This is a genomic window from Pseudomonas guariconensis (assembly GCF_900102675.1).
GTDB classification, from domain to species: Bacteria; Pseudomonadota; Gammaproteobacteria; order Pseudomonadales; family Pseudomonadaceae; genus Aquipseudomonas; species Aquipseudomonas guariconensis.
Genome location: NZ_FMYX01000006.1, coordinates 204,269 through 228,067, shown reverse-complemented (window position 1 = coordinate 228,067; position 23,799 = coordinate 204,269). Strand labels below are relative to the sequence as shown.

At 63.0% G+C, this 23,799-nt stretch carries 12 protein-coding genes; 9 read left to right on the top strand and 3 right to left on the bottom strand.

Annotated features, from left to right (window positions below; translation table 11 throughout):
- Positions 1–29 precede the first annotated feature (29 nt).
- Genes aauS through BLS27_RS12590 form a run of 3 tightly spaced genes read left to right on the top strand, consistent with a single transcriptional unit; the run spans position 30 to position 3,624 of the window.
- A complete protein-coding gene (gene aauS, locus BLS27_RS12600; RefSeq protein ID WP_090345033.1) occupies positions 30–1,934 on the top strand; it encodes a two-component sensor histidine kinase AauS in 1,905 nt (634 codons plus the stop codon).
- A 13-nt stretch (positions 1,935–1,947) separates the two neighbouring features.
- The gene (aauR, locus tag BLS27_RS12595; protein ID WP_043206502.1) at positions 1,948–3,273 is read left to right on the top strand and encodes a two-component response regulator AauR; all 1,326 of its coding nucleotides are present in this window, start codon (positions 1,948–1,950) and stop codon (positions 3,271–3,273) included.
- Positions 3,274–3,297: 24 nt separating this feature from the next.
- The gene (locus tag BLS27_RS12590; RefSeq protein ID WP_167358097.1) at positions 3,298–3,624 is read left to right on the top strand and encodes a GlpM family protein; all 327 of its coding nucleotides are present in this window, start codon (positions 3,298–3,300) and stop codon (positions 3,622–3,624) included.
- 58 nt (positions 3,625–3,682) lie between these two features.
- Here the strand turns inward: BLS27_RS12590 and BLS27_RS12585 are convergent, their stop codons facing one another.
- Entirely contained in the window at positions 3,683–4,678 is a 996-nt protein-coding gene (locus BLS27_RS12585) for an alpha/beta fold hydrolase (RefSeq protein ID WP_090345030.1), read from the bottom strand.
- Between the two features lie 359 nt (positions 4,679–5,037).
- Between BLS27_RS12585 and BLS27_RS12580 the strand changes: the two genes are divergently transcribed.
- Both BLS27_RS12580 and metR read left to right on the top strand, forming a co-directional pair.
- A complete protein-coding gene (locus BLS27_RS12580) occupies positions 5,038–10,335 on the top strand; it encodes a dermonecrotic toxin domain-containing protein (protein WP_139205751.1) in 5,298 nt (1,765 codons plus the stop codon).
- Positions 10,336–10,449: 114 nt separating this feature from the next.
- A complete protein-coding gene (gene metR / locus BLS27_RS12575) occupies positions 10,450–11,367 on the top strand; it encodes a transcriptional regulator MetR (protein WP_043206532.1) in 918 nt (305 codons plus the stop codon).
- Here the strand turns inward: metR and BLS27_RS12570 are convergent.
- The gene (locus BLS27_RS12570; RefSeq protein ID WP_043206497.1) at positions 11,351–11,764 is read right to left on the bottom strand and encodes an NUDIX hydrolase; all 414 of its coding nucleotides are present in this window, start codon (positions 11,762–11,764) and stop codon (positions 11,351–11,353) included. The two genes, metR and BLS27_RS12570, sit on opposite strands and share 17 nt — an antisense overlap.
- Positions 11,765–11,888: 124 nt before the next feature.
- Between BLS27_RS12570 and BLS27_RS12565 the strand changes: the two genes are divergently transcribed.
- The 3 genes from BLS27_RS12565 (at position 11,889) to BLS27_RS12555 (ending at position 18,714) form a co-directional block, all read left to right on the top strand.
- On the top strand, positions 11,889–16,175 hold the full coding sequence (locus BLS27_RS12565) for a DNA glycosylase AlkZ-like family protein (protein ID WP_090345025.1): 4,287 nt from the start codon (positions 11,889–11,891) through the stop codon (positions 16,173–16,175).
- Between the two features lie 218 nt (positions 16,176–16,393).
- Positions 16,394–18,013: an FMN-binding glutamate synthase family protein gene (locus BLS27_RS12560; RefSeq protein ID WP_090345024.1), complete on the top strand. Its 1,620-nt coding sequence runs from the start codon at positions 16,394–16,396 to the stop codon at positions 18,011–18,013.
- A gap of 155 nt (positions 18,014–18,168) precedes the next feature.
- Positions 18,169–18,714: a DUF417 family protein gene (locus BLS27_RS12555; protein ID WP_090345022.1), complete on the top strand. Its 546-nt coding sequence runs from the start codon at positions 18,169–18,171 to the stop codon at positions 18,712–18,714.
- Between the two features lie 52 nt (positions 18,715–18,766).
- Here BLS27_RS12555 and BLS27_RS12550 read toward each other — a convergent pair whose 3' ends face one another.
- Positions 18,767–20,185, bottom strand: a complete 1,419-nt coding sequence (locus BLS27_RS12550; RefSeq protein WP_090345020.1) for an amino acid permease — start codon at positions 20,183–20,185, stop codon at positions 18,767–18,769.
- 418 nt (positions 20,186–20,603) lie between these two features.
- Here BLS27_RS12550 and BLS27_RS12545 point away from each other — a divergent pair, with 418 nt between their 5' ends.
- Positions 20,604–23,726, top strand: a complete 3,123-nt coding sequence (locus BLS27_RS12545; protein WP_090345017.1) for a biosynthetic peptidoglycan transglycosylase — start codon at positions 20,604–20,606, stop codon at positions 23,724–23,726.
- Positions 23,727–23,799 lie beyond the last annotated feature (73 nt).

Here is a 23,799-nt window from a genome sequence, read left to right as displayed (position 1 = left end):
CGGACGCTGGTCGTGACAAGGCCACTGTGATGAAATGCGACCCCTCGCTCCTTCGCCCTGCCCAGCCTGCCGTGAAATCCCGCCTGATCCGTCAATTGCTGCTACCACCCCTGATCATTTTGCTGATGGTCGGCCTGGGGATGGCCGGCTACCTGATCAGCGAGAGCAACGGCATCCGCGCCTTGAGCGAGAACGGCGAACGCCAGCTCGAGCTCCACGCACGCACCGTCGAGAGCGAGATCAGCAAATACACCTACCTGCCGAGCCTGCTGGAACTCGAAGACAGCGTCTCGAAACTGCTCACCGACCCCGATGGCGGCTACCGCCAGACCGTCAACGAATACCTCGAAGGCCTGAACCGGCGCAGCCGTAGCCGGGCCATCTTCGTCCTGGACACCACCGGTCGCGTCCAGGCCACCAGCAACTGGCGCGACGCCGACTCCTTCCTTGGCGAGGACTTGTCGTTCCGCGCCTACTTCCAGGATGCCGTGCGCGGCGAGCCTGGCCGCTTCTACGGCATCGGCAGCACCACTGGCGAAGCAGGCTACTACCTGGCCCATGGGCTGGAAGAGCACGGCAAGATCATCGGCGTGGCGGTGATCAAGGTGCGCCTGGACACCCTAGAAGAACGCTGGCAACGCGCCCGCCTGGAAGCCTTCGTCAGCGATGAGAATGGCATCATCATTCTTTCCAGCGACCCGGCCCGCCGGCTCAAGTCGGTGCGCCCGCTGCCCCCGCAGATCAAGGAACGCCTGGCGCGCAGCCTGCAGTACTACTGGTGGCCGCTCAACGAATTGCAACCACTGGCCCGGGAAACCCTGTCCGAGGGCGTGGAAAAACTCACCTTCCCTGCCAACAGCGAAATCGGCCAGGGCAAGCCCCGTGAAATGGCCTACCTGGCCCAGACCCGGCGCCTGGTGGACACCCCCTGGCACTTCACCTTGCTCACGCCCCTGCAGGACCTGCACCGTGAGTCCATGGTCCAGGGCATCCTGGTGGGTGTGGCCTTCGCCCTGCTGACCATCCTGGCGATCGCCTGGAACGAGCGCCGCAAGGTGATCGCCACCCGCCTGGCCGCCCGCGAAGCCCTCGAAGAGGCCAACAGCCAACTGGAGCGACGCATCACCGAGCGTACCGCTGATCTGCGCGCCAGCAACGAGCGGCTCAAGGGGCAGATCCGCGAACGTCGGCACGCCGAGCAGACCCTGCGCCACGCCCAGGACGAACTGGTCCAGGCCGGCAAACTGGCGGCCATCGGGCAAATGTCCACCAGCATCGCCCACGAGTTGAACCAGCCTCTGGCGGCGCTGCGCACGTTGTCTGGCAATACTGTGCGCTTCCTGGAACGCGGGGCCCTGGAAACGGCCAGCACCAATCTGCGCACCATGAACGACTTGATCGACCGCATGGGCCGTATCACCGCTAGCCTGCGCTCCTTCGCAAGGCGTGGCGATGACAGTGGCCAGGCCTCGTTGAGCAAGGCCGTCGATGCCTCCTTGCAGGTGCTGGCCAACCGCATCGCCGGCTGCAAGCTACAGCTGCACAGCCAATTCGAGGACCAGCAACTGGCCATCGACCAGACACGCCTGGAGCAGATCCTGGTCAACCTGGTCGGCAACGCCCTGGACGCCATGACCCACCAGCCCACACCGCAGCTTTGGCTCGAGGGCGAGCTGCAGGGCGACAAATACCGCCTGCGGGTGCGCGATAATGGTCACGGCATCGATGCCGAGGCGCGCAAGCACCTGTTCGAACCTTTCTTCACCACCAAACCGGGCGAGCATGGCCTGGGCCTGGGCCTGACCCTTTCGGCGAGCCTCGCCGCCGCTGCCAAGGGCTCGCTGAGCGTCGAGCATCCTGCCAGTGGCGGGACCGCCTTCGTGCTCGCCCTGCCCTTGGTCACGCCCACCGGCAATTCGGTAGAACCTCTATGAACGCAGGGTCCGTATGAACCAAGTGCCCTTGACTGTCCTGATCGTCGAAGACGACCCCCATGTGCTGCTGGGCTGCCAGCAGGCTCTGGCCCTGGAAGACATCGCCTGCGAAGGCGTGGGCAGCGCCGAGCAAGCGCTGGAACGCATCGGCGATGATTTCGCCGGTATCGTCGTCAGCGATATCCGCCTGCCCGGCATGGATGGCCTGGAGCTGCTCGGCCGGCTCAAGGCCCGCGACCGTAGCCTGCCGGTGGTGCTGATCACCGGCCACGGCGACATCGACATGGCGGTCGGCGCCATGCGCAACGGCGCCTATGACTTCATGGAGAAACCCTTCTCCCCCGAGCGCTTGGTGGATGTGGTCCGCCGCGCCCTGGAGCAACGCGGCCTGTCCCGCGAGGTCCATGCGCTGCGTCGCCAGCTGGCCGGCCACAGCACGCTGGAAGGCCGCATCATCGGCCGCTCGCCAGCGATGCAGAACCTGCGCGAACTGATCGCCAACGTGGCCGACACCTCAGCCAACGTGCTCATCGAAGGCGAGACCGGCACCGGCAAGGAACTGGTCGCCCGTTGCTTGCACGATTTCAGTCGTCGCCAGGGGCAGCCCTTCGTGGCGCTCAACTGCGGCGGCCTGCCGGAGAACCTGTTCGAGAGCGAGATCTTCGGTCATGAGGCCAATGCCTTCACGGGCGCCGGCAAACGGCGCATCGGCAAGATCGAACATGCCAATGGCGGGACGTTGTTCCTCGATGAAGTCGAGAGCATGCCGATCAATCTGCAGATCAAGCTGCTGCGCGTGTTGCAGGAGCGCACGCTGGAGCGCCTGGGCTCGAACCAGAGCATTCCGGTGGACTGCCGGGTGATCGCCGCGACCAAGTCGGACCTGGACGCCATGGGCCAGAACGGGCAGTTTCGCAGCGATTTGTACTACCGCCTGAACGTCGTCACCCTGGAGCTGCCGCCTCTGCGCGAACGCCGCGAGGACATCCTGCAATTGTTCGAGCACTTTCTCGAGCAATCGGCGCTGCGCTTCGACCGTGAGGTGCCGGAGCTGGACAGCCAGACCCTGTCACGGCTGATGGCCCACGATTGGCCAGGCAATGTGCGTGAGTTGCGCAACGTGGCCGAGCGCTATGCCCTTGGCCTGCCAGCCTTCAAGAAGAACGCCAGCGGCGCCAGTCAAGGCCTGGGCTTTGCCGAGGCCGTGGAAGCCTTCGAGCGCAACCTGCTCAGCGACGCTCTACAGCGCACCGGTGGCAACCTTAGCCAGGCCAGCCAGGAGCTGGGCATGGCCAAGACCACGCTGTTCGACAAAGTGAAGAAGTACGGCCTCAGCTGAGGCCAAGGGAAGCCCGTGGACCTCATACTCAAAGCCAGCCTGGGCGCCGCCGTCGTGGTGCTCCTGGCGATCCTTTCCAAGACCCGCAACTACTACATCGCGGGGCTGGTGCCGTTGTTTCCGACCTTTGCGCTGATCGCCCACTACATCGTGGGCAAGAGCCGGTCGCTGGCGGACCTGAAGGCCACCATCCTGTTCGGCATGTGGTCGATCATCCCGTACTTCGTCTACCTGGCCACCTTGTACGTTCTGGTCGACCGGCTGCGCCTGGAAGCCTCGCTGGCCCTGGCCACGGTGGCCTGGCTGGCGGCAGCGACAGTGCTGGTCACGCTGTGGATGCGCTTTCACTGAGCAGCCGCGCCTCGTGATCCTTGTGGGTACGGCTTCCTCACCAGAAGGGCATCACAGGTCAAAGGCCGGCCACATGCCTCGGATCTTCGCGGTGCGAGCTCAAGTAAGGCAGCACCGCCGCCAACAGCGGCGCCTTGAACGGCTCCTGGAAACGGTGCGCCAGCCCCGGGATCAGCCGTAACTGGCTGCCCTGGATATGCGCGGCCAGGTGCACCCCATGCATCACCGGCAACAGCGGATCGGCCGTGCCATGCACGACCAGCGTGGGGACACGCAACTGATTGAGCAGCGCCACCCGGCTGGGCTCGGCCAGAATGGCCATGATCTGCCGCTGAGCCCCTTCTGGATTGAACGCCCGGTCATAAGCCACAGCCGCCTGGTCCAACAGCACCGTGCGCTCGTCGGTGATCGTCGGGCTACCCAGCGCAGCCAGCAGGTCCGCCTGGTGCTCGATGGCCACTTCACGATTCGGCGCATCACGCCGGGCCAGCAGTTGCACCAATGCAGCGCTTGGCGCCGGCAGGCCCTCGGCGCCAGAGCTCGACATCACCAGCGTCAGGCTGCGCACACGCTCCGGCGCCATCGCCGCCAGGTGTTGGGCAATCATGCCGCCCATGCTCACCCCCAGCACATGGAATTGCTCGACCTTCAGCTCATCCATCAGGCGCAAGCCATCGGTGGCCATGTCGGTCAAGGTATACGGGGCCGAAACGGGCAGCCCCAGCTTGTAACGCAACAGCTCGACGGTCAGGTTGGCCGAGGCTGGCAGCTGGTTCCAACGCGACAGCCCGGCATCGCGGTTGTCATAACGAACGACACGGAAACCTTGGCGACACAGGGCCTCGACCACATCGTCGGGCCAGTGGATCAATTGCCCACCCAGCCCCATGACCAACAGCAACACAGGGTCCGACGGTGCTCCCACGCTTTGGTAAACCAGGCTCAATTCGCCCAGTTCGACCCGTTGTACCGGCGCACGCGTGTCGCAGCGTCCTTCGGCGAAGCTCGCCGGCGTGCTGAGTGCCAAAAACAAGAAAACCAAAAAAGCCCGCATGAATGAAACACCAGAATGCAGATCCCCAGTAGAACGCGAGTCTGATGAAAACCGTTCGGGCGCGCTGCCACAAAAGCATGACAGTTTCGTGAACCCTGCCGGGCGGTCCTGCCATATCTGAGTACCTCATCCCTCCTACGCGGTTGCCCTTCAATGATTCCGGCCAATCCGGCCGAACGTTTGATGGAATCCTCATGACCGTTACGACGACATTTTACCTGCCCCCTCACGATGACTCGCGTGCCCTGTTAGCCGATACCCCGTCGACTCGCCGTGCCCTTGCACAGTGGCGCCAGGCACGCCAGACCTTCAACCGTCTGCTGAGCCTTGCGCCTGGCGTTCGCCAATCGGTCAATGACGTGCTGCAAAGCGCACTCGCCAGCGATCCGGAACATACCGGCCTGGTGCTGGAGTCCGATAACCAGTTCGTCAACCTGACCCAACTGTGCGTGTTCGCCGATCAACATCGGACACCACCCCAGGACCTGAACACCAAGGCCAAGGTGAAGGGCAAATCCGACGCCAATCGCCAGCTGACCCAGCTACGCCCGAACGAACTGTATGCCCGCCTCGCCGCGTTTGACCTGTCAACGGCGGTGAGCAAGCGCTGGCAGGCGTATTGGGACGCGCGCGCCGAAGGGACGACCTTGAGCCGGCGTGAGTTCGCCCGCCAGCAATACCGAGCACATTTCCTCGCCACGCTGGATATCGTGCTGGATCAAGGCACCTTGGACGTCGAGTATCGAGCGCCGGTGATCGGCCTGCTGGAAAATCCAGAGTGGTTGATCCACAACCAGAAAAAGGTGCAGCTCGAAGTGCCCTCGAGCCAACCCGGCGCCTTGGTCATCAGCCTCGAAGGCCAAGCACCCCAGGTGCTCTACTCGCCGGACCAGACAACGGCCTTCACGGGCTACGCCACGCGTGAAGCGCTTGAGACCCATCTGGCCTCTATGGGCCAAGAAACGATCACCTACACCGCCGTGGACGGCATCGGCCTGGGCTTCACCGCGCTGCTCGACCAGCTCGAAGCCGACCTGCTGGACACACTGAAAACGGGGGTAGGTCCGGACCTTGAAACCGATGCTGCCACCAGCCTGGCCGGCGCCGACGAACTGGAACAAAGCTGGCGTAACAGCCCGGTGTTCGCCCAAGCGCCCGATGACGACTACCCACACGACCCGGAGGATACCCAGCCCACCCTGTTCGACTTCGGCAACCTAGGGTTGGACCTTGCCCCCACCCTGCGCAAAGCATTGATCGACAAACAGCTCACGCTGCTGGAGGCACTCTCCGCCAGCGAAGTCGAAGCGTGCCAACGGCATCAAGACGCCTTGGCCAAAGCCAGGAACTCGGCCCAAATATTGATTACCCAAGTGATCTCATCGGCCAAATGGCATTCGGACGCCCAGCCTGTGACCGCCAGCACACCACTGATCGAGGCTCATCGCGATGGACTGCTTGCCCATGCACAGTTCCAACATGCGCTGGGGCTGCTCGACGACCAGCATCTGGCGTGGGTGGAGTCGGTCTGCACCGAGACAGGTACCGAAGCAGATACCGAAACAGATACCGAAGCGGTGGCCGCCCAGATCGAACTGCTGCACGAAACGAGCGAGCCCACTGACGGAACGCCGGCCGACATTCTGCACGGTGCGCTGGTCATCACAGTCCAGGCGGCACTGGACGCAACCGATGGTACCCAGACGTTGCTGTTGTATTGGCTAGGTGAACACGGCGGGCTGTTGCGATGCGAAGGACAACGCCAGCTCGAGATTTGCCTGAAAGCGGGTTTGCCTGTGCGTCTGTCCTCACTGTCGGAGAATGCGCTCGGCCACACGCTCGATGGCGTGCTGGCCGCCTGCCGCAAGGAAAAGGACGCTCTGCAGGAGCGTCTTGGCCTGGACGCGATGCCTGCACAATTGCCGCAACTGCGAGAGTCACTTGCCCTTCGTCTGCAAGTGCCGCGTCACGCCGCGCGCGAAACAGCTCTGCTTCTACACAAACGGCAGCAAGACGTCATTACCCAAGCAGGTATTGCACTCGATAGCCTGGAAAAAGTACCCGCCAACGAACGCCAGCCCCTGCGCACGCTCATCCATGACTACCTCACGGCGTTGCGCAAGGCCCAGTCCCTGATTCGTCGCGACCTGCCAGAGCGGACACAGTTCTGCCGGAATCTGATCAACAAACGTCTAAAGCAGGACGTCCAGGGCTTCGTCGACCAATACATCGAACTCGACGTGCCTGTCAGTACAGCCAATAGCGGCAAAGACTTGGTCGCCGGCAGCGGAGCCCCCGGGACGCCGGTCAAATCCACACTCAAGCCCAGTACCGAACGTGTCACGCTCACCCTTGAAACTGCCCTGCTGCAGCACATCGATGACGCGATGCAGGACCGGCTGCGCTTTGTGAATGTGAAGGTCACGCCGGCCGATGACGACCTGCGCCAGCGCTTGCAAGGCCAGCTCGATGCCGCCTATCTGCGCACGCTGGCCAACGAGCTGGACGTTGCAAAGCAATACGAGGCGGCGATCATCCATGCCTTTAGGGGCAATGATGAAAGCGACTTCGAGCAGGCCTACCGACGCGAATGCCTGATCGAGCCCCACCGCTTGATACTCAAGCTGCAAAATCTGCTGTTTCACACCAGCGGTCACCTGGACAGCACCAGCCACGCCATGTTCGCTCAAGTGATCGACTCACGCAGCAAAGCCGACCTGCAGGCCAACGGATTCGACCTGCGCCTGCTGGCTGCACGGCTGACAAGTGGAGGCAAGGACACCTCCGACCAGCCCACCACCCTTGGAGGCATCACGTTCATCGAGGACCGCATCCACAAGACCACGCTCTTGTACCGACCAGACCATCCCGTCGCGCCACTACGCCAGTATCCGGATCTGGAGTCGGCACGGCTCAGCCTGTTCGAGGGCAGCGTGGACGCACGCGAGCGCGACTATCTAGTCAGCCGGGCCCTGGGGGGAAATTCAAGAGCTCACCATTCGCGGCTGAATCAGGCCCATCAACATCGTTTCAACGGCATTATCGGCATTGGCGCCGAGTGGCCCGCAACCCAATCGCTTGCTCAGTTGCAGCTCGATACCCATATGGGGCAACTGCTTCAGGCACATCGCGATACCTCACGAAGCAACCTTGACCTGCATATCGAAAACCTCGCCGCGCAAGCTGGAAAACTGCTGCTGGGCTTCAAGATCGCATTGGGCTTGATCCCCGTCCTGGGCTTACCGGTAAGTCTTTATGATCTGTACGACGCTTCTGCGGAACTGGTTAGAGCCCTGGCCGATGGCCAGACAGGCAATGTGCTCGATGCCATCGAGAATGTACTGGCCAGCCTGATCGATGTCGCCATGGATGTGCTGGGCAGTGGCGTGGACATCCGCGCCCCCGCGCTGCGCCGTTCAGCCAGGCGATACCAACTAGGACGATTGTCGACAGCAGGCGCAACATCGCCCCACCTGCCACCCCCCAGGCCGGAACCGTTTGCCGGACTGGCCGCTTATCGGGTCAGCGAACCCGTCTCCCTGGTAGGACTCTCTCCGGCCAATGAGGGCCGTTACCGAGGCATTTACCGTCATTCCCAAGGCAACTACATCGTGGTGCAGGGCCACCAGTACAAGGTACGGTGGGACGAGACCAGTCATACCTGGGAACTGACCGGCGACACCGGCAGCGCATTCAAACGGGCAATCGCGCTTGATGACACGGATAACTGGAACACGCACTTTGCCCTGTACGGCGTCCACCGCCTGGGTGGAGGCGCAGGCGGTGGTCAGGCATTGGGCCATCTTGCCGACACACTGGACCCCATATGGCCCGCCTTCATCAGAGAACAACTGCCTCGCTGGTGGCGCGACCGGGCCTACCGGCTGCATAACCGCCTTCGCGAGAGCATTCCGCGCGAGTGGAACTTGTTGCAAGCTAGGGCTGAAGCGCTCAAGCATCGTATGGAGCCTTCGCTATCGGTACATTTCCGCGATACCGATCTGATCGCCGAGCTCAAAGCGTGCATCAAGGAGGCCAAACGCCTCCATGCGGACTGCCTGAGTCTGGAAGAAGTATCGTCCGGGCGCGTCAGAGCCAATAGCACGGCTGACGCGAATGAGGCGGCAATAATGATCGTTGACGGCCACTACCGACTGATACAGGTCAGTCAGTTGCGCTACCTGGAAATACTGGACGAACTGGGCAATCTCAGGCAGGCGAGCCACGCAAAAGCGTTTGAGCTGCGTCCTGAAATGGAGAGCTCGCTGTTCCAGGTCAAACTCCAGGAGTACTTGGCCATTCGCCAACAAATGAGCACCCAGCGTGTCAAGGCGCTGGCAGAACTGGACGAGTTTCGCCAACACATACAAACGCTACGCACATGGCGTAATGCAATCACGAACACCCAGCCGCGTCATAAGAATATCGCCACCATAGATGCCGGTATGCAGAGGCTGACAGACCCTGTTCTGGACTACATGGAGATCTCCCAACTGCAAGACCTGTTGCTCAAACCCGTACATTCCCCCGATGGCGGCTGGTTCAATCTCCGCGTTCTGATGGCAGCGCCACAAGCGGATCTGGATCGTGCCCTCTATCTTCTGCATGAACTGCCTAATGTGCAGGCCAGCAACCGTCAACGCCGCGTCATCGTCACCAGATCGATCGACCTGATAGGGCAATTCAAAAGCAGTTTGAGGTACTGGAAGCTCAGCTACACCGACTACTTGGACCTTTCCCGAGTCAAACGCCTGGAAGCCAAGCTCGATGCCTATATGCCCTATGCCAGAAAGCTGCAGGAGGCCGCCAAGCAGCCAGATCCCCACCAGCAACCACAACGCCCCGCTCAGGGACCCAACCAACCACGGGTATTCGAAACCGTGCAGGACGATTACCTGATCGGCACCCGTGACCGGCAACAGGCCAACACCTACCACGTCACAGGCGCGAACGGCCGCACAGAAACCTATCGACAGGACGCCTCCGGCAAGTTCGTCCTCACCAACCCGGCCCCCACCGACCTGAGGCACTTACGCAAGGCAACCCTCAAGGAACTGCAGGCTGAAGCGAATCGCCAGCTCGGCGCGCTAGAGGCCTTCAAGCGTCAGATCGAGCAGTACGCGGCACAGGACATGGACGGGGCAAGCCTGCAAGACCTGATGCAGTTCAAGGCAGCAGACCTTGATGATATTGTCAGCCGGATCACCCAGCTCGATTCCAACGACCCTTCGTTGCCCCGCCTACGCGAGGCTTCCGAGCGTCTTGTCGAACGCGGCCGGACCCTGCGTATCGAACAGATCGTGAAGACTCAGGAGCCCAAGGGTGCGCAGCTCGACTACCTGGTTGAGCAGGATGTCGTGAAGATCGAGAAAGTGGGCGCCTTGGTCGAGCTCAAGCGGCTACCCGATGGACGTCGAGACTTCCTGCAGGAATTCAAAGTGATCGATAAGCGCCAGGACCTGACCAAGGTTCTGTGGTACGCCCATGTGCATTTCAACAAGTCAACACCTGCGTTCGACGACTTCGTCAAGGCGCACCTGAAGACACCGGCCCAACGCTATCTGGGCCGGGAATGGCAAATCAGCCATGTAGAGGCCATCTGGCGCGGCGACCTGAGTCGTGCCCAGGCTCAGAAACACCTCTCACCGCACTTCTAGCTATTGTGGGCACCTGTTCAGGTGCCCTTCTTTTTCCCGCGTCGACAACGCGCTCAACATGAGGGAAACTCAACAACACTCGTTGTTATCCCCATGAATGCCCTCGGAGCCGCCGTGCTGGAAATCCGTCACCTGAAAACTCTTCATGCCCTGCGCGAAGCCGACAGCCTGGTAGAGGCCGCCGAACGCCTGCACCTGACCCAGTCGGCCCTATCACACCAATTCAAGGAGCTGGAAGAACGCTTGGGAATGGCACTGTTCGTGCGCAAGACCAAACCGATCCGCTTCACCAGCGCGGGCCTTCGCCTGCTGCAACTGGCCGATGCCACCCTGCCCCTGCTGCGCGGCGCCGAACGAGACATCGCCCGGCTGGCCGGTGGTACCGCAGGCCGCCTGCACATGGCCATCGAGTGCCACAGCTGTTTTCAATGGCTGATGCCGACCATCGACCAGTTCCGCGATGCGTGGCCTGAGGTGGAGCTGGACCTGGCTTCAGGCTTTGCCTTCGCCCCACTGCCAGCCTTGGCCCGCGGCGACCTGGACCTGGTGGTGACTTCCGACCCTGTGGATCTGCCAGGGATCACCTACGTGCCGCTGTTTACCTACGAAGCCATGCTCGCGGTCGCCAACCAGCATCCGTTGGCCAACAAGCCCTACATCGTGCCCCAGGACTTGCTCGACCAGACCTTGATCACCTATCCCGTGGAGCGCGATCGCCTGGACATCTTCACCCGTTTTCTGGAACCGGCCGACATCGAGCCCGCCGCGGTGCGCACCTCGGAGCTGACGGTGATGATGATGCAATTGGTGGCCAGTGGCCGTGGTGTGTGCGGTATCCCGCACTGGGCACTGCACGAATACAGCTCGCGCGGCTATGTGAAAGGCAAACGCCTGGGTGAGAAGGGCCTGTTCGCCACCCTGCACGCGGCAGTGCGCACCGACATGCTCGATGCGCCTTACATGCGCGACTTCCTGCTGACGGCCAAGGACACGTCCTTCTCTACCCTCGATGGTGTCAGCGCGGTGCGCTGACCGCCTGGCGGTAGAGCGGCAGGATCAGGTCGCGGGTCAGGGGCGCCAACTCTAGATCCGTGATCTGGTCAGCGGCCAGCCAGACCACTTCTTCTATTTCTGCCGCCGGGGCGACGTCCTCGGCGCTGTCGACCCGAAACAGCTCGGCCAGGACTTCGAAGCCTGGCTCGTTGGCAGCCGGTGCGCTGAACTGACCCAGATAGACCGCTTGTGCGGGGTCCAGCCGCAGCCCCAACTCCTCATGCAGCTCACGCACCAGCGCCGCTTGGGGCGACTCACCGGCATCGATCTTGCCACCAGGCTGCATGAAGGCCTGGGTGCCGCGCTTGCGTACGAGCAGGGTACGACCTTGCGGGTCGATCAGCAGGGCGGCGGCGATGCGGATGATCTGGGACATGGGAACTCGCTTACAGGTAAAAAGGCAGCAAGGATCACACGGGCGCAGGGTATGGACAAGGAACCGCTAAGTTCATGACGAACGGCCCCTTGCCAATGGCCGCCTCACCCTCCATAAACGACACATGAACCTTCCCGCCCAGCACCATCCGGTGCTCGACCTGTTCCACCCCGCCGTCGGCACTTGGTTCCGGCAACACTTCGCCACCGTGACCGACGCCCAGGCCCGAGCCTGGCCGCTGATCCACGGCGGCCAGTCGATGCTGCTCGCCGCCCCTACCGGCTCGGGCAAGACGTTGAGCGCCTTCCTTGCCGTGCTCGATGAGCTGTTTTGCCAGGGCCTGGCACAGGGCGGTGAACTGCCCGCGCAGACCCAGGTGGTCTATGTATCGCCGCTCAAGGCGCTGTCCAACGACATCCGTCTCAACCTGGACGTACCGCTGGCGGGCATCAGCCAGGTATTGCAGTACCAAGGCCTACAGGCGCCACGCATCACCACCCAAGTGCGTACCGGCGACACCCCGCAAAAGGAACGCGCCGCCATGCGCAAGCAGGCGCCGCACATCCTGGTGACCACCCCCGAGTCGCTCTACGTGCTGCTGGGCTCGGCCTCTGGCCGCGAGGGCCTGGCCAGCGTGCACACGGTCATCGTCGACGAGATCCACGCCTTGGCCGGCAACAAGCGCGGCTGCCATCTGGCCTTGACCCTGGAGCGCCTGCAAGCGCTGTGTGGACGCCCCCTGCGGCGCATCGGCCTGTCCGCTACGCAGCGTCCCGTGGAGCGAGTGGCGCAGTTTCTGGTCGGTCACCAGCGCCCATGCGCCATTGTCGACGTCGGCCATGCCCGCCGCCGCGACCTTGCCATAGAAGTGCCACCGGTCCCGCTGGGGGCAGTGATGGCCACCGATGTGTGGGACTTGGTCTATGACCGCATCGCCACGCTCGCCCGCGAACACCGCACCACGTTGGTCTTCGTCAACACCCGGCGCCTGGCCGAACGCTTGACCCGTCACCTGGGCGAACGCCTGGGTCAGACTGCAGTGGCCGCGCACCACGGTAGCCTGGCCAAGGAGTACCGCCTCGCCGCCGAACAGCGTCTGAAGGCGGGCGAGCTGCAGGTGCTGGTGGCCACCGCCTCGCTGGAGCTGGGCATCGACATCGGCGAGGTTGAGCTGGTATGCCAGATCGCCTCGCCCGGCTCTATTTCAGCCTTCCTGCAACGGGTCGGGCGCTCCGGCCACCAGGTGGAAGGGGTGCCCAAGGGGCGGCTGTTCCCGACCTCGCGAGACGATCTGATCGAATGCGTGGCCTTGCTCGACAGCATTCATCACGGCGAGCTCGATGAGCTGCACATTCCCAAGGCGCCGCTGGACGTATTGGCCCAGCAGATCGTCGCTGAAGTGGCCAACCAGCCTTGGTCGGAACTGGCGCTTTACGACTGCCTGCGCCAGGCCACGCCTTACAGCGCCCTGGACCAGGACCATTACCAGGCATTGCTGCGCATGCTCGCCGAGGGCTACAACGGACGCCAGGGTATACGCAGTGCCTACCTGCACCGCGATGCGGTCAGCGCCACCTTGCGCGGACGCCGGGGCAGCCAGCTGACCGCCCTGACCAGTGGCGGGACCATTCCGGACACCGCCGACTACGCGGTGTTGCTCGAGCCGCAGTCGCTTAACATCGGCAGCGTCAATGAAGACTTCGCGGTGGAAAGCATCGCCGGCGACATCTTCCAGCTAGGCAACGCGTCCTATCGCATCTTGCGGGTCGAGCCTGGTCGGGTACGGGTCGAAGACGCCCACGGCCTGCCCCCGACCATTCCATTCTGGCTCGGTGAAGCACCGGGGCGCAGCGATGAGCTGTCCGCTGCCGTTGCCCGTCTGCAGGCGCGAATCGATGAACGCCTGCAGGCCAGCGGCGGCGACTTTGCCCCGGTGTTGGCCTGGCTCCAGGACGCCTTAGCGCTGGACGAAGCCTGCGCCAGCCAACTGCTCGACTACCTCGGCCGCACCTGGCAGGTGTTTGGCGCCCTGCCCTCCCAGCAAACCCTAGTCATGGAGCGTTTCTTCGACGAATCCGGCGGCACCCAACTGATCATCCATTCGCCCTACGGCAGCCGTATCAACCGGGCATGGGGCCTGGCCCTGCGCAAGCGCTTCTGCCGCACGTTCAACTTCGAACTGCAGGCCGCGGCCAGTGAAGACGCCATCGTGCTGTCGCTGTCGACCAGCCATAGCTTCGCGCTGGACGATGTCTGGCGGTATCTGTCCAGCACAAGCGCCGAGCCGATCCTGATCCAGGCCTTGCTCGACGCACCGCTGTTCGGCGTGCGCTGGCGCTGGAACGCTGGCGTGGCCCTGGCCTTGCCACGCTATGTCGGTGGACGCAAGGTGGCGCCGCAGATCCAGCGGATGAAAAGCGAAGACCTGATCGCCGCCGTGTTCCCCGACCAGATTGCATGCCTCGAAAACATCGCGGGCGAGCGGCAGATCCCCGACCACCCGCTGGTGCAGCAGACCTTGGACGACTGCCTGCACGAAGCCATGGACAGCGAGGGCTGGCTGGCCCTGCTGCGGCGCATGGAAAGCGGGCAGATACGCCTGCTTGCCCGCGATCTGCCCGCGCCATCACCGCTGGCCTCGGCCATCCTCAATGCCCGGCCTTACACCTTCTTGGACGATGCGCCTCTGGAGGAGCGCCGCACCCAGGCGGTGCTCAACCGCCGCTGGAACGAAGTCCAGGGCAGCGACGATCTGGGCGCGCTGGACATCGACGCCATCGCCGCCGTGCAGGCCGAAGCCTGGCCGCAACCAAGCAATGCCGATGAAATGCACGAAGCCTTGATGAGCCTGGGTGCCATCAGCCAGGCCGAGGTGCAGGCCAACGCATCGTGGGCTGACCTTCTTGGACAATTGGCAGACGCCGGTCGCGCCTGCCGACTGCACCACGGCGAGCACAACCTGTGGCTTGCCCGCGAACGCCAGAACCTGGTGCTGGCGTGTTATCCGCACGCCCACCTGGAGCCTGCATTCGAGCTGTTGCCAGGCTTCGACCACCCGATCGAGCCAGACACCGCGCTGACCGAACTGCTGCGCTCGCGTCTGAGCGGTTTTGGCCCATTGACCGTGGCGCAAATCGCCGCGCCCCTGGGCCTGCCCAGCAGCGATATCGAACAGGCCCTTGCCCGCCTGGAGGTCGAAGGCTACGTACTGCGCGGGCATTTCAGCCCTGGCCAGCACACCCAGCAGTGGTGCGAGCGGCATCTGCTCGCGCGTATCCATCGCTACACGGTCAAGCGCCTGCGCCGGGAGATCGAGCCGGTCACCCTGCAAGATTTCATGCGCTTTCTGTTCGACTGGCAGCACGTGACGACCAGCGAGCGCGTGCAAGGCCCGCAGGCAGTGGCCTTGGTGCTCGATCAACTGCAAGGTTTTCCGAGTGCGGCCGGAGCCTGGGAGGCGGAGCTGCTGCCTGCCCGCATCAAGGACTACAGCCCGCACTGGCTAGACGATGCCTGTCGCAGCGGCCAGTGGGCCTGGAGCCGACTGGCATCGACCGTCTCCGCCAGCACGCTGTCGAGCACACCGCTAGTACTGTTGCCCCGCGAGCACCTCGGTCTATGGCGCAGCCTGGCCCCCGCTCCGGCGCCCGACACACTCAGCCCCAGGGCACAACGTGTGTATCAGACACTCCAAGAACAAGGTGCTTTGTTCTTCGATGAGCTGGCTCAAGAAACGCATCTGCTACCCAGCGAACTCGAAACAGCCCTGCAGCAATTGGTGGGCGCAGGCCTGATCAGTGCGGACAGCTTCACCGGCCTGCGCAGCCTGATCGCTCCCGCAGCCAAGCGCAGTTCACGCAACAGTCGCCGCGGCCATCCGCCGCTTTCGAGCAGCATGGCCCACGCCGGGCGCTGGGCACTGCTGCGCCGAAGCAGCCAGACGCAGGAACCAGAGCAGCGCCTGGAACACATCGCCCGTGCGCTACTGCGCCGATACGGGGTGATCTGTTGGCGATTGCTGGAACGTGAAAGCGACGTGCTACCGCCCTGGCGTGATTTGCTGCGTTGCTATCATCGCCTGGAGGCACGCGGGGAGATCCGCGGTGGACGCTTCATCGCCGGGCTGGCCGGAGAGCAATTCGCCCTGCCCGAGGCGGTCGGTTTGCTGCGCCAGGTACGAAAGCGCACGCCACAAGGCGAGCGGGTGATGGTCAGCGCCTGCGACCCGCTGAACCTGCTGGGAACGTTGCTGCCAGGAAACAAAGTGGCCGCGGCGGGTGGCAATCGGCTGCTGTACCGCGATGGCGTGCCGGTGGCGACCCGGGTGGCGGGGCGTTATGAGTTCCTGCTGGAAGCGCCGACCACAGAACATGAGAGCTGGCGACAGCAGTTGTTGCGTGACAGGCCCTGAAGCCGCTTCGCACCCTTTCGCAGGCATCTGCCGATTGCATGCCACAAAGCCTTGTGAGAACTGGCCAAGCCTGCGCAGGGTCGTGCAGTGGCCCTTGAGCATGACCAATCTTTCATGTGTACAGCGGGCCATCGACTGGCAATACGCCACGCAATGGGGCTAAGGTCGGGGTTTGACCCAGGCCCCTGAGCCTGACCGAGCCATCGCAAGGACCCCGTATGAGCCTGTCACTTCTCAGCCGCTATGCCTTTTTCGCCGCCTGTGTGCTGTTTACCTTGGCCACCCTGCCCTTCCTGCACCACGAATGGTTGTGGCCCTTCACCCTGACCACCGGCGTGCTCAGCCTGATCGGCCTGTTCGACCTGCTGCAGCAGCGCCACGCGGTGCGGCGCAACTACCCGATCCTTGGCAACATCCGCTACTTGGTCGAGGCCATTCGCCCGGAAATCCGCCAGTACCTGCTAGAAGCCGACAGCGATGCCCTGCCCTTCTCCCGGGCCCAGCGCTCGCTGGTCTACGCCCGCGCCAAGAACGAAGCGTCCGACAAACCCTTCGGTACGCTGATCGACGTCTATGAATCGGGCTTCGAATTCATTGGCCATTCCATGCGCCCGGCGCCCTTGGCGGACCCATCGAGCTTTCGCGTGGTGGTCGGCGGCCCGCAGTGCAGCCAGCCGTACTCGGCATCCATCTTCAATATCTCGGCCATGAGCTTCGGCTCGCTCAGCGCCAACGCCATCCGCGCCCTGAATCAGGGCGCCAAGCTGGGCAACTTCGCCCACGACACCGGCGAAGGCAGCATCAGCCCTTACCACCGCGAAAATGGCGGCGACCTGGTCTGGGAGCTGGGCTCCGGCTACTTCGGTTGCCGCACCCCGGACGGACGCTTCGACCCCGAACGTTTCGCCGAGCAGGCGCGCAACCCGCAAGTGCGCATGATCGAGATCAAGATGAGCCAGGGCGCCAAGCCCGGCCATGGCGGCATCCTGCCCAAGCACAAGGTCACCGAAGAGATTGCTGCGACCCGCGGCGTCCTGATGGGTGAGGACTGCATCTCGCCTTCACGCCACAGCGCCTTCTCCACGCCCATCGAGATGATGCAGTTCATCGCCCGCTTACGTGAGCTGTCCGGCGGCAAGCCGGTGGGCTTCAAGTTCTGCCTGGGCCACCCTTGGGAGTTCATGGGCATCGCCAAGGCCATGCTCGAGACCGGCATCCTGCCGGACTTCATCGTCGTCGACGGCAAGGAAGGCGGCACAGGTGCTGCACCTGTGGAGTTCACCGACCATATGGGCGTGCCGCTGCGCGAAGGCTTGCTGTTCGTGCACAACACGTTGGTGGGGCTGAACCTGCGCGACAAGATCAAGCTCGGCGCCAGCGGCAAGATCGTCAGCGCCTTCGACATCGCCAGCGTGCTGGCCATCGGCGCCGACTGGGCCAATGCGGCCCGGGGTTTCATGTTCGCCATTGGCTGCATCCAGTCCCAGAGCTGCCACACCAACAAATGCCCCACCGGTGTGGCCACCCAGGATGCCCTGCGTCAGCGTGCCCTGGTAGTGCCGGACAAAGCCCAGCGGGTACTCAATTTCCACCACAACACGCTGCGCGCGTTGGCCGAAATGCTGGCTGCGGCAGGCCTGGAGCATCCGGCGCAACTGGAGGCCAAGCACTTGGTCCGGCGCATCTCCGCCACCGAAATCAAACTGTTCTCGCAGATGCATGTGTTCCTCAAGCCGGGCGAATTGCTCACCGGCGAGGTGAACGGGCAGTTCTATTCGCGCATGTGGCAGATGGCCCGGGCAGACAGTTTCGAGCCGCACACCGAGGTCGCCGCCTGAAGCTATCCTCATTTGATGTGCCTGCGCTGGGCCAGGCACATCGGGTGATTTAGAGCAATGTCCTACAATGCGCCGAGCCGCCTCCTACCCACCCATTAAATAGTCGTTAATCAATACCCGACATGCTCGATGCCTCTCATTCAGGAGTGCACATCATGTCGTCGACCAACAATCCAAACTTTCCAGAAACCTGCTCGGTCTCCAGGTCTCAGCGCCTGCTGGCGCTCGCCAGGCAGATCGCCGTGCTGGGCGTTGTCATGCCGATGTTGATGATCGGCCTGCTCAAATTCACATCGATCGAAGTACAAGCCCTCAAACCGCTCATCAGCCAGACACCTTGGCTGAGCTGGTTGTATGCCGTGTTTGGCGTGGCAGGGACATCCTACGTGCTGGGGGTAGTGGAAATATTGGCCGCCGTGCTGGTCTTGGCCAGCCGATGGTCGACCAAAGCCGCCATTGCCGGTGGAGGGCTTTGCGCGCTCACCTTCGCCACGACGCTGTCGATCATGCTTGCCGTGCCGATCTGGGAGGTCGCGTCAGGTGGTTTCCCTTGGCTCAACCGCGCCGGCAGCTTTCTGATCAAGGATCTGGCGCTGCTGGGCGTGAGCCTGATGGTATTGGCAGAAGGTCTGCTTCGCCGTCAGCGGCGTGCGCGTTTGCCAGCCAGCAACAGGGCAACGGTCAGTTCCACAGGTCATTGACGCTCAGCACGGTCGAAAAACAAAGCCCCGGCGCTGGCCGGGGCTTCGTTCGTCAGGAGGCGGTACTTGTCACGCCCTGCGTCTCTTTCGGAGCCAGGCGGAACGCGTAGTACAGCACGGTCAGCAACACCAGGAACGCCGGGCCGATGTACAGGGCCACGCGAGTGTCCTCGAAGTAGGCCATCAGGCCGACCACCAGCACCAGGAAGGCCAAGGCCAGGTAGGAGCTCAGCGGCCACAGCCACATGCGGTACTTCAGACCCTGACGCTCAGCGGTGGAGAGACCGGCGCGGAACTTGAGCTGGGCCAGCAGGATCATCACCCAGGTCCAGATCGCACCGAAGGTGGCGATCGAAGTCACCCAGACGAACACCTTCTCAGGTACCAGGTAGTTGGCCAGCACGCCCAGCAGCAACGCGCCGATCGACAACAGCAGCGCATTACGCGGCACGCCGCTCTTGGAGGTACGGGCGAAAGCCGCAGGAGCCTGACCATTTTGCGCCAGGCTGTAGAGCATGCGCCCAGTGCTGAAGATGCCGCCGTTACAGGAGGACAACGCCGCAGTGATCACCACGAAGTTGATGATGCCAGCGGCAGTCTTGATGCCCAGACGCTCGAAGGTCATCACGAACGGGCTGCCTTGGCTGCCGATTTCGTTCCACGGGTAGATCGACAGGATCACGAACAATGCGCCCACATAGAACAGCAGGATGCGCCAGAACACCGAGCCGATGGCTTGGGGAATGGTCTTTTGCGGGTTGCGTGCTTCACCGGCAGTCAGGCCGATCATCTCGACGCCCAGGTAGGCGAACATGACCATCTGCAGCGACATCAGCACGCCGGTCACACCGTTGGGCATGAAGCCGCCGTTGCTCCACAGGTTGGAGATGCCCATCGCCACGCCATCGTTGCCGAAGCCGAAGGCGATGATGCCGATGCCGCCCAGGACCATGGCAACGATCGTGACGATCTTGATCAGGGCAAACCAGAACTCGAACTCGCCGAACGCCTTGACCGCGATCAGGTTGATCGCCCCCATGCTGCCCAGTGCTGCCAAGGCCCAGATCCAGCGGGGTACGTCAGGGAACCAGATGCCCATGTAGATGGCCACGGCCGTGATTTCCGCCACGCAGGTTACCAGCCACAGGAACCAGTAGTTCCAGCCGGTCAAGAAGCCCGCCAGCGGGCCGAGGTAATCCTGGGCATAGCGACTGAAGGAGCCGGCGACAGGGTTGTGAACGGCCATTTCGCCGAGCGCGCGCATGATCACCAGGATGGCCAGGCCACCGATGATGTAGGAAAGCATGATCGCAGGACCGGCCATTTCGATGGCCTTGGCCGAACCGAGGAACAGGCCTACACCGATACAGGCGCCCAGCGCCATCAGACGGATGTGCCGTTCGCCCAGCTCGCGCTTGAGTGGGCCGCCCTGGGCGGTCTCACCATGGGCAGGGTGGTTGCCGACTGGCATAGCAATACAACCTCATTTTGTTATTGGATATGACCTTCGTGCAGCGCCGGCCATGCCGATGGGCGTGGCGTCGTCTTGCCAAGTGAGCCTTGTGGGCCCGCCTGTCCACCGAATCCGGCGGACGAAGGGGTCGAGCAGTATAGGAATCCGCCCGCAGGGCTTTTCACTATATAAACAGGGAAATTTGGAGAGAGTTCTGGACCAAAATCCCTTTCGCGGAAGAGAGAAATCCCTCTCGCCCCCCTCTCGAGGAGAATGGGGCGGCTACCATAGCAACATTGCCGCAGAATGGAAGCTGCACCAAAGGCGGATATTCCGACTCCAGCTTGCGAGGCTTCTTACAATTTTTTCACCAACCCCGCCTAACGTCTAAGCTTCAGACAAGCAAGACGAAAAGTACCTGGCCGGATTGAAGACTATGGGCGCACTGTGGCAATCGGAACCAACCAGAACGGAAGCACCCGAAACCTCTCCGGCTGAAGCGCCACTACCAAAGACTCCCCGCCAGCGTCGCCTATGGTGGCGGCTCATCGTGCTCATCGTGCTGCTCGCTGCCATCGTCATCGGCTTCGCCGCCTACGACGAAATGCGCACCTCCAAGCTGCAATCCAGGGAATTCAGCCGTCTGGCCGGCACCCTCGCCTACTCCCTGGAGCCTGGCCCGAGCGATGCGATCATCTACCCGGGCGACGGCCCGTTCGACAAGCGTCTGGGCTACAGCGCACTGGGCGAGTTCCTGCCACGACTGCTCAAGCGCGACTACCTGATCAGCCAGCAAGTGCGCTTCTCGCCGGCGCTGATGAACTACGTCGAGCACGGCCTGTTCGTTCCCTACGTGGAGAAGATCCAGGCCGGCCTGTCGATTACCGACTGCCGCGGCCAGGATCTGTACCACTACAACTACCCGCAGCACCTGTACCCGGATTTCGCCTCGATCCCGCCGATCATCGTCAAAAGCCTGCTGTTCATCGAAAACCGCGACCTGCTCGACCCGCAAGACCCACGCAATAACCCGGCGGTGGACTGGCCGCGCTTTGCCAAGGCCGCCTACAGCCAGGTGGCCAAGTACCTTGCCCTGCCCGGCCAGTCGGCTGGCGGCAGTACCTTGGCCACGCAGTTGGAAAAGTATCGCCACTCCCCCGACGGCTTGACCGTGTCCGGCTCCGAGAAGATCCGCCAGATGATTTCCGCCAGCGTGCGCGCCTACCAAGGCGGGCCGGATACCACGGTGGCGCGTGAACGCATCGTGCGCGACTACCTCAACAGCGTGCCGCTGTCGGCGGTGCCGGGCCACGGTGAGGTCCACGGCATGGCCGAAGGGCTGCGGGTCTGGTATGGCGCCGATTTCGACCAGGTCAACCAGGCGCTGGCCGGTACCGCCACCGACCCGGACTCCATGGCAGCGCGCGGCCTGGCCTTGCGCCAGGTACTGTCGTTGATGATCGCCCAGCGCCGGCCCTCCCATTACCTGACCAAGGGCCGGGTGGAGCTGGCCGAGCTCACTGACGCGCACATTCGCGTGCTCGCCGCCAACGGTGTGATCGACCGTCCCCTGGCCGATGCCGCCTTGGCCAGCAAGGCGGTGTACCGCGACTGGGTGGCCCAGCCGACCATCGTGCCGATCATCACCAACAAGGGTATCAGCCTGGCCCGCAACCGCCTGGCAGCCATGCTCAACCGGCCGCTTTACGACCTCGACCGTCTCGACGTCTCGGCCACCAGCACCTTGCAGGCCGACTTGCAAATGCAGGTCAGCCAGTACCTGAAAAACCTTTCCGACCCTGAGTTCGCAGCCCAGATGGGCCTGATCGGCGAACGCCTGCTCACGACCAAAACCACCGACCAGGTGCGCTACAGCTTCACCTTGTTCGAGCGCACCGCCGATGGCTCCCGGGTACGGGTGCAGACCGACAGCACCGACCAGCCCTTCGATATCAACGAAGGCAGCAAGCTGGAGTTGGGCTCCACAGCCAAGCTGCGGGTACTGACCACCTACCTGGAAATCATCGCCGAACTCCACGACAAGTACGCCGGCAAGCCTGCCGCGGAGCTCAAGAAGGTCCCGGTGGCCGAGCTCGACCGCATCACTCAATGGTCGCTCGAATGGCTGATGCAGAACCCCAAGGACCAGAGCCTGGATGCCATGCTCGACGCAGCACTGGAGCGCAAGTACTCGGCCAACACCGGCGAAGCCTTCTTCACCGGCGGCGGCATGCACGTGTTCAACAACTTCCGCAAGGAAGACAACAGCCGAAACCCGACCCTCAAGATCGCCCTGCGCGAGTCGATCAACCTGCCGTTCATCCGCCTGATGCGCGACTTGGTGCGCTATGTCACCTATCAGCAGCCGTTCAACCGCGAGCCGCTGCTCAAGGACGATTCCGACCCACGGCGCCAGGAATACCTGGCGCGTTTTGCCGACAAAGAAGGCACCAACTACCTGATGCGGTTCTGGAAAAAGTACCAGCGCAAGACCTCCCAGCAGCGCCTGGACACCTTCCTCGACAGCATGCGCGTCACCCCGCAGCGCCTGGCCGCCGTGCACCGCTACCTGTTCCCGGAGGCCGGACAGGAAACCTTCAACGCCTTCGTCCGCGCCCATAGCGCCAACGACAAGAAGGCTCTGGCCAAGCTCACCGATGGTCGTCTGTCGGAGATGTACGAGGCCTATGGGCCCGGCAAGTACGACCTGCCCGATCAGGGCTACATCGCCAAAGTGCACCCGTTGGACCTGTGGCTGCTGGGCTATCTGCTCAAGAACCCCGGTGCCTCGCTCACCGAGATGGTCAACGCCAGCCGATTCGAGCGCCAGGAGGTCTACAGCTGGCTGTTCAAGAGCCGCCATCAGGGCGCCCGCGACAGCCGCATCCGGACCATGGTCGAGATCGAAGCCTTCCTGGATATTCACCAACGCTGGAAGCGCGTGGGCTATCCGTTCGATCATCTGGTGCCGTCGCTGGCCACCGCCATTGGCAGTTCCGGTGATCGCCCGGCCGCACTCTCCGAGCTGGTCGGGATCATCCAGAACGACGGCGTTCGCCTGCCGACCTTGCGCATCGACACCCTTCACTTTGCCGCCAACACCCCCTACGAAACCAAGCTGATCAGCGACCCGGACCGCGGCCAGCGGATCCTTCCGGTGGAAGTGGCCAGGGCCCTGAAGGGCGCGATGTCGCAGGTGGTGGATGCCGGCACAGCGCGGCGGATCTCCGGCAGCTTCAAGCTGCATGACGGCACGTCGCTGGTGATGGGCGGCAAGACCGGCACCGGCGACAACCGCATCGAAAGCTTCGGTGCTGGGGGCCGCCTGATCGGTTCGCGCTCGCTCAACCGTACCGCCACGTTCGTGTTCTTCCTCGGCGAGAACCACTTCGGCACCCTGACCGCCTTCGTCCCGGGGCGTTCGGCCGAGGCGTTCACGTTTACCTCGGCCTTGCCGGTGCAGGTGCTCAAGGGGATGGCGCCGATTCTCATGCCGTATCTGGAGCCGGGCAGCGCCACCGAATGCAAGGCCCCGGAGGTGGCGATGCATACGCCGTGATGCAACGACTCATCGAAAATACAGATAAGAATCATCCGCATTTTGGCGCTTGTGTTTAGATATATCTTGAGTA

Coding starts and splice junctions, on each gene's coding strand:
- BLS27_RS12570 (WP_043206497.1), bottom strand. CDS start 11,764: ATGTCCCAGATCATCCGCATCGCCGCCGCCCTGCTGATCGACCCGCAA.
- BLS27_RS12545 (WP_090345017.1), top strand. CDS start 20,604: ATGGGCGCACTGTGGCAATCGGAACCAACCAGAACGGAAGCACCCGAA.
- BLS27_RS12585 (WP_090345030.1), bottom strand. CDS start 4,678: ATGCGGGCTTTTTTGGTTTTCTTGTTTTTGGCACTCAGCACGCCGGCG.
- BLS27_RS12565 (WP_090345025.1), top strand. CDS start 11,889: ATGAACCTTCCCGCCCAGCACCATCCGGTGCTCGACCTGTTCCACCCC.
- aauS (WP_090345033.1), top strand. CDS start 30: ATGAAATGCGACCCCTCGCTCCTTCGCCCTGCCCAGCCTGCCGTGAAA.
- aauR (WP_043206502.1), top strand. CDS start 1,948: ATGAACCAAGTGCCCTTGACTGTCCTGATCGTCGAAGACGACCCCCAT.
- BLS27_RS12560 (WP_090345024.1), top strand. CDS start 16,394: ATGAGCCTGTCACTTCTCAGCCGCTATGCCTTTTTCGCCGCCTGTGTG.
- BLS27_RS12550 (WP_090345020.1), bottom strand. CDS start 20,185: ATGCCAGTCGGCAACCACCCTGCCCATGGTGAGACCGCCCAGGGCGGC.
- BLS27_RS12555 (WP_090345022.1), top strand. CDS start 18,169: ATGTCGTCGACCAACAATCCAAACTTTCCAGAAACCTGCTCGGTCTCC.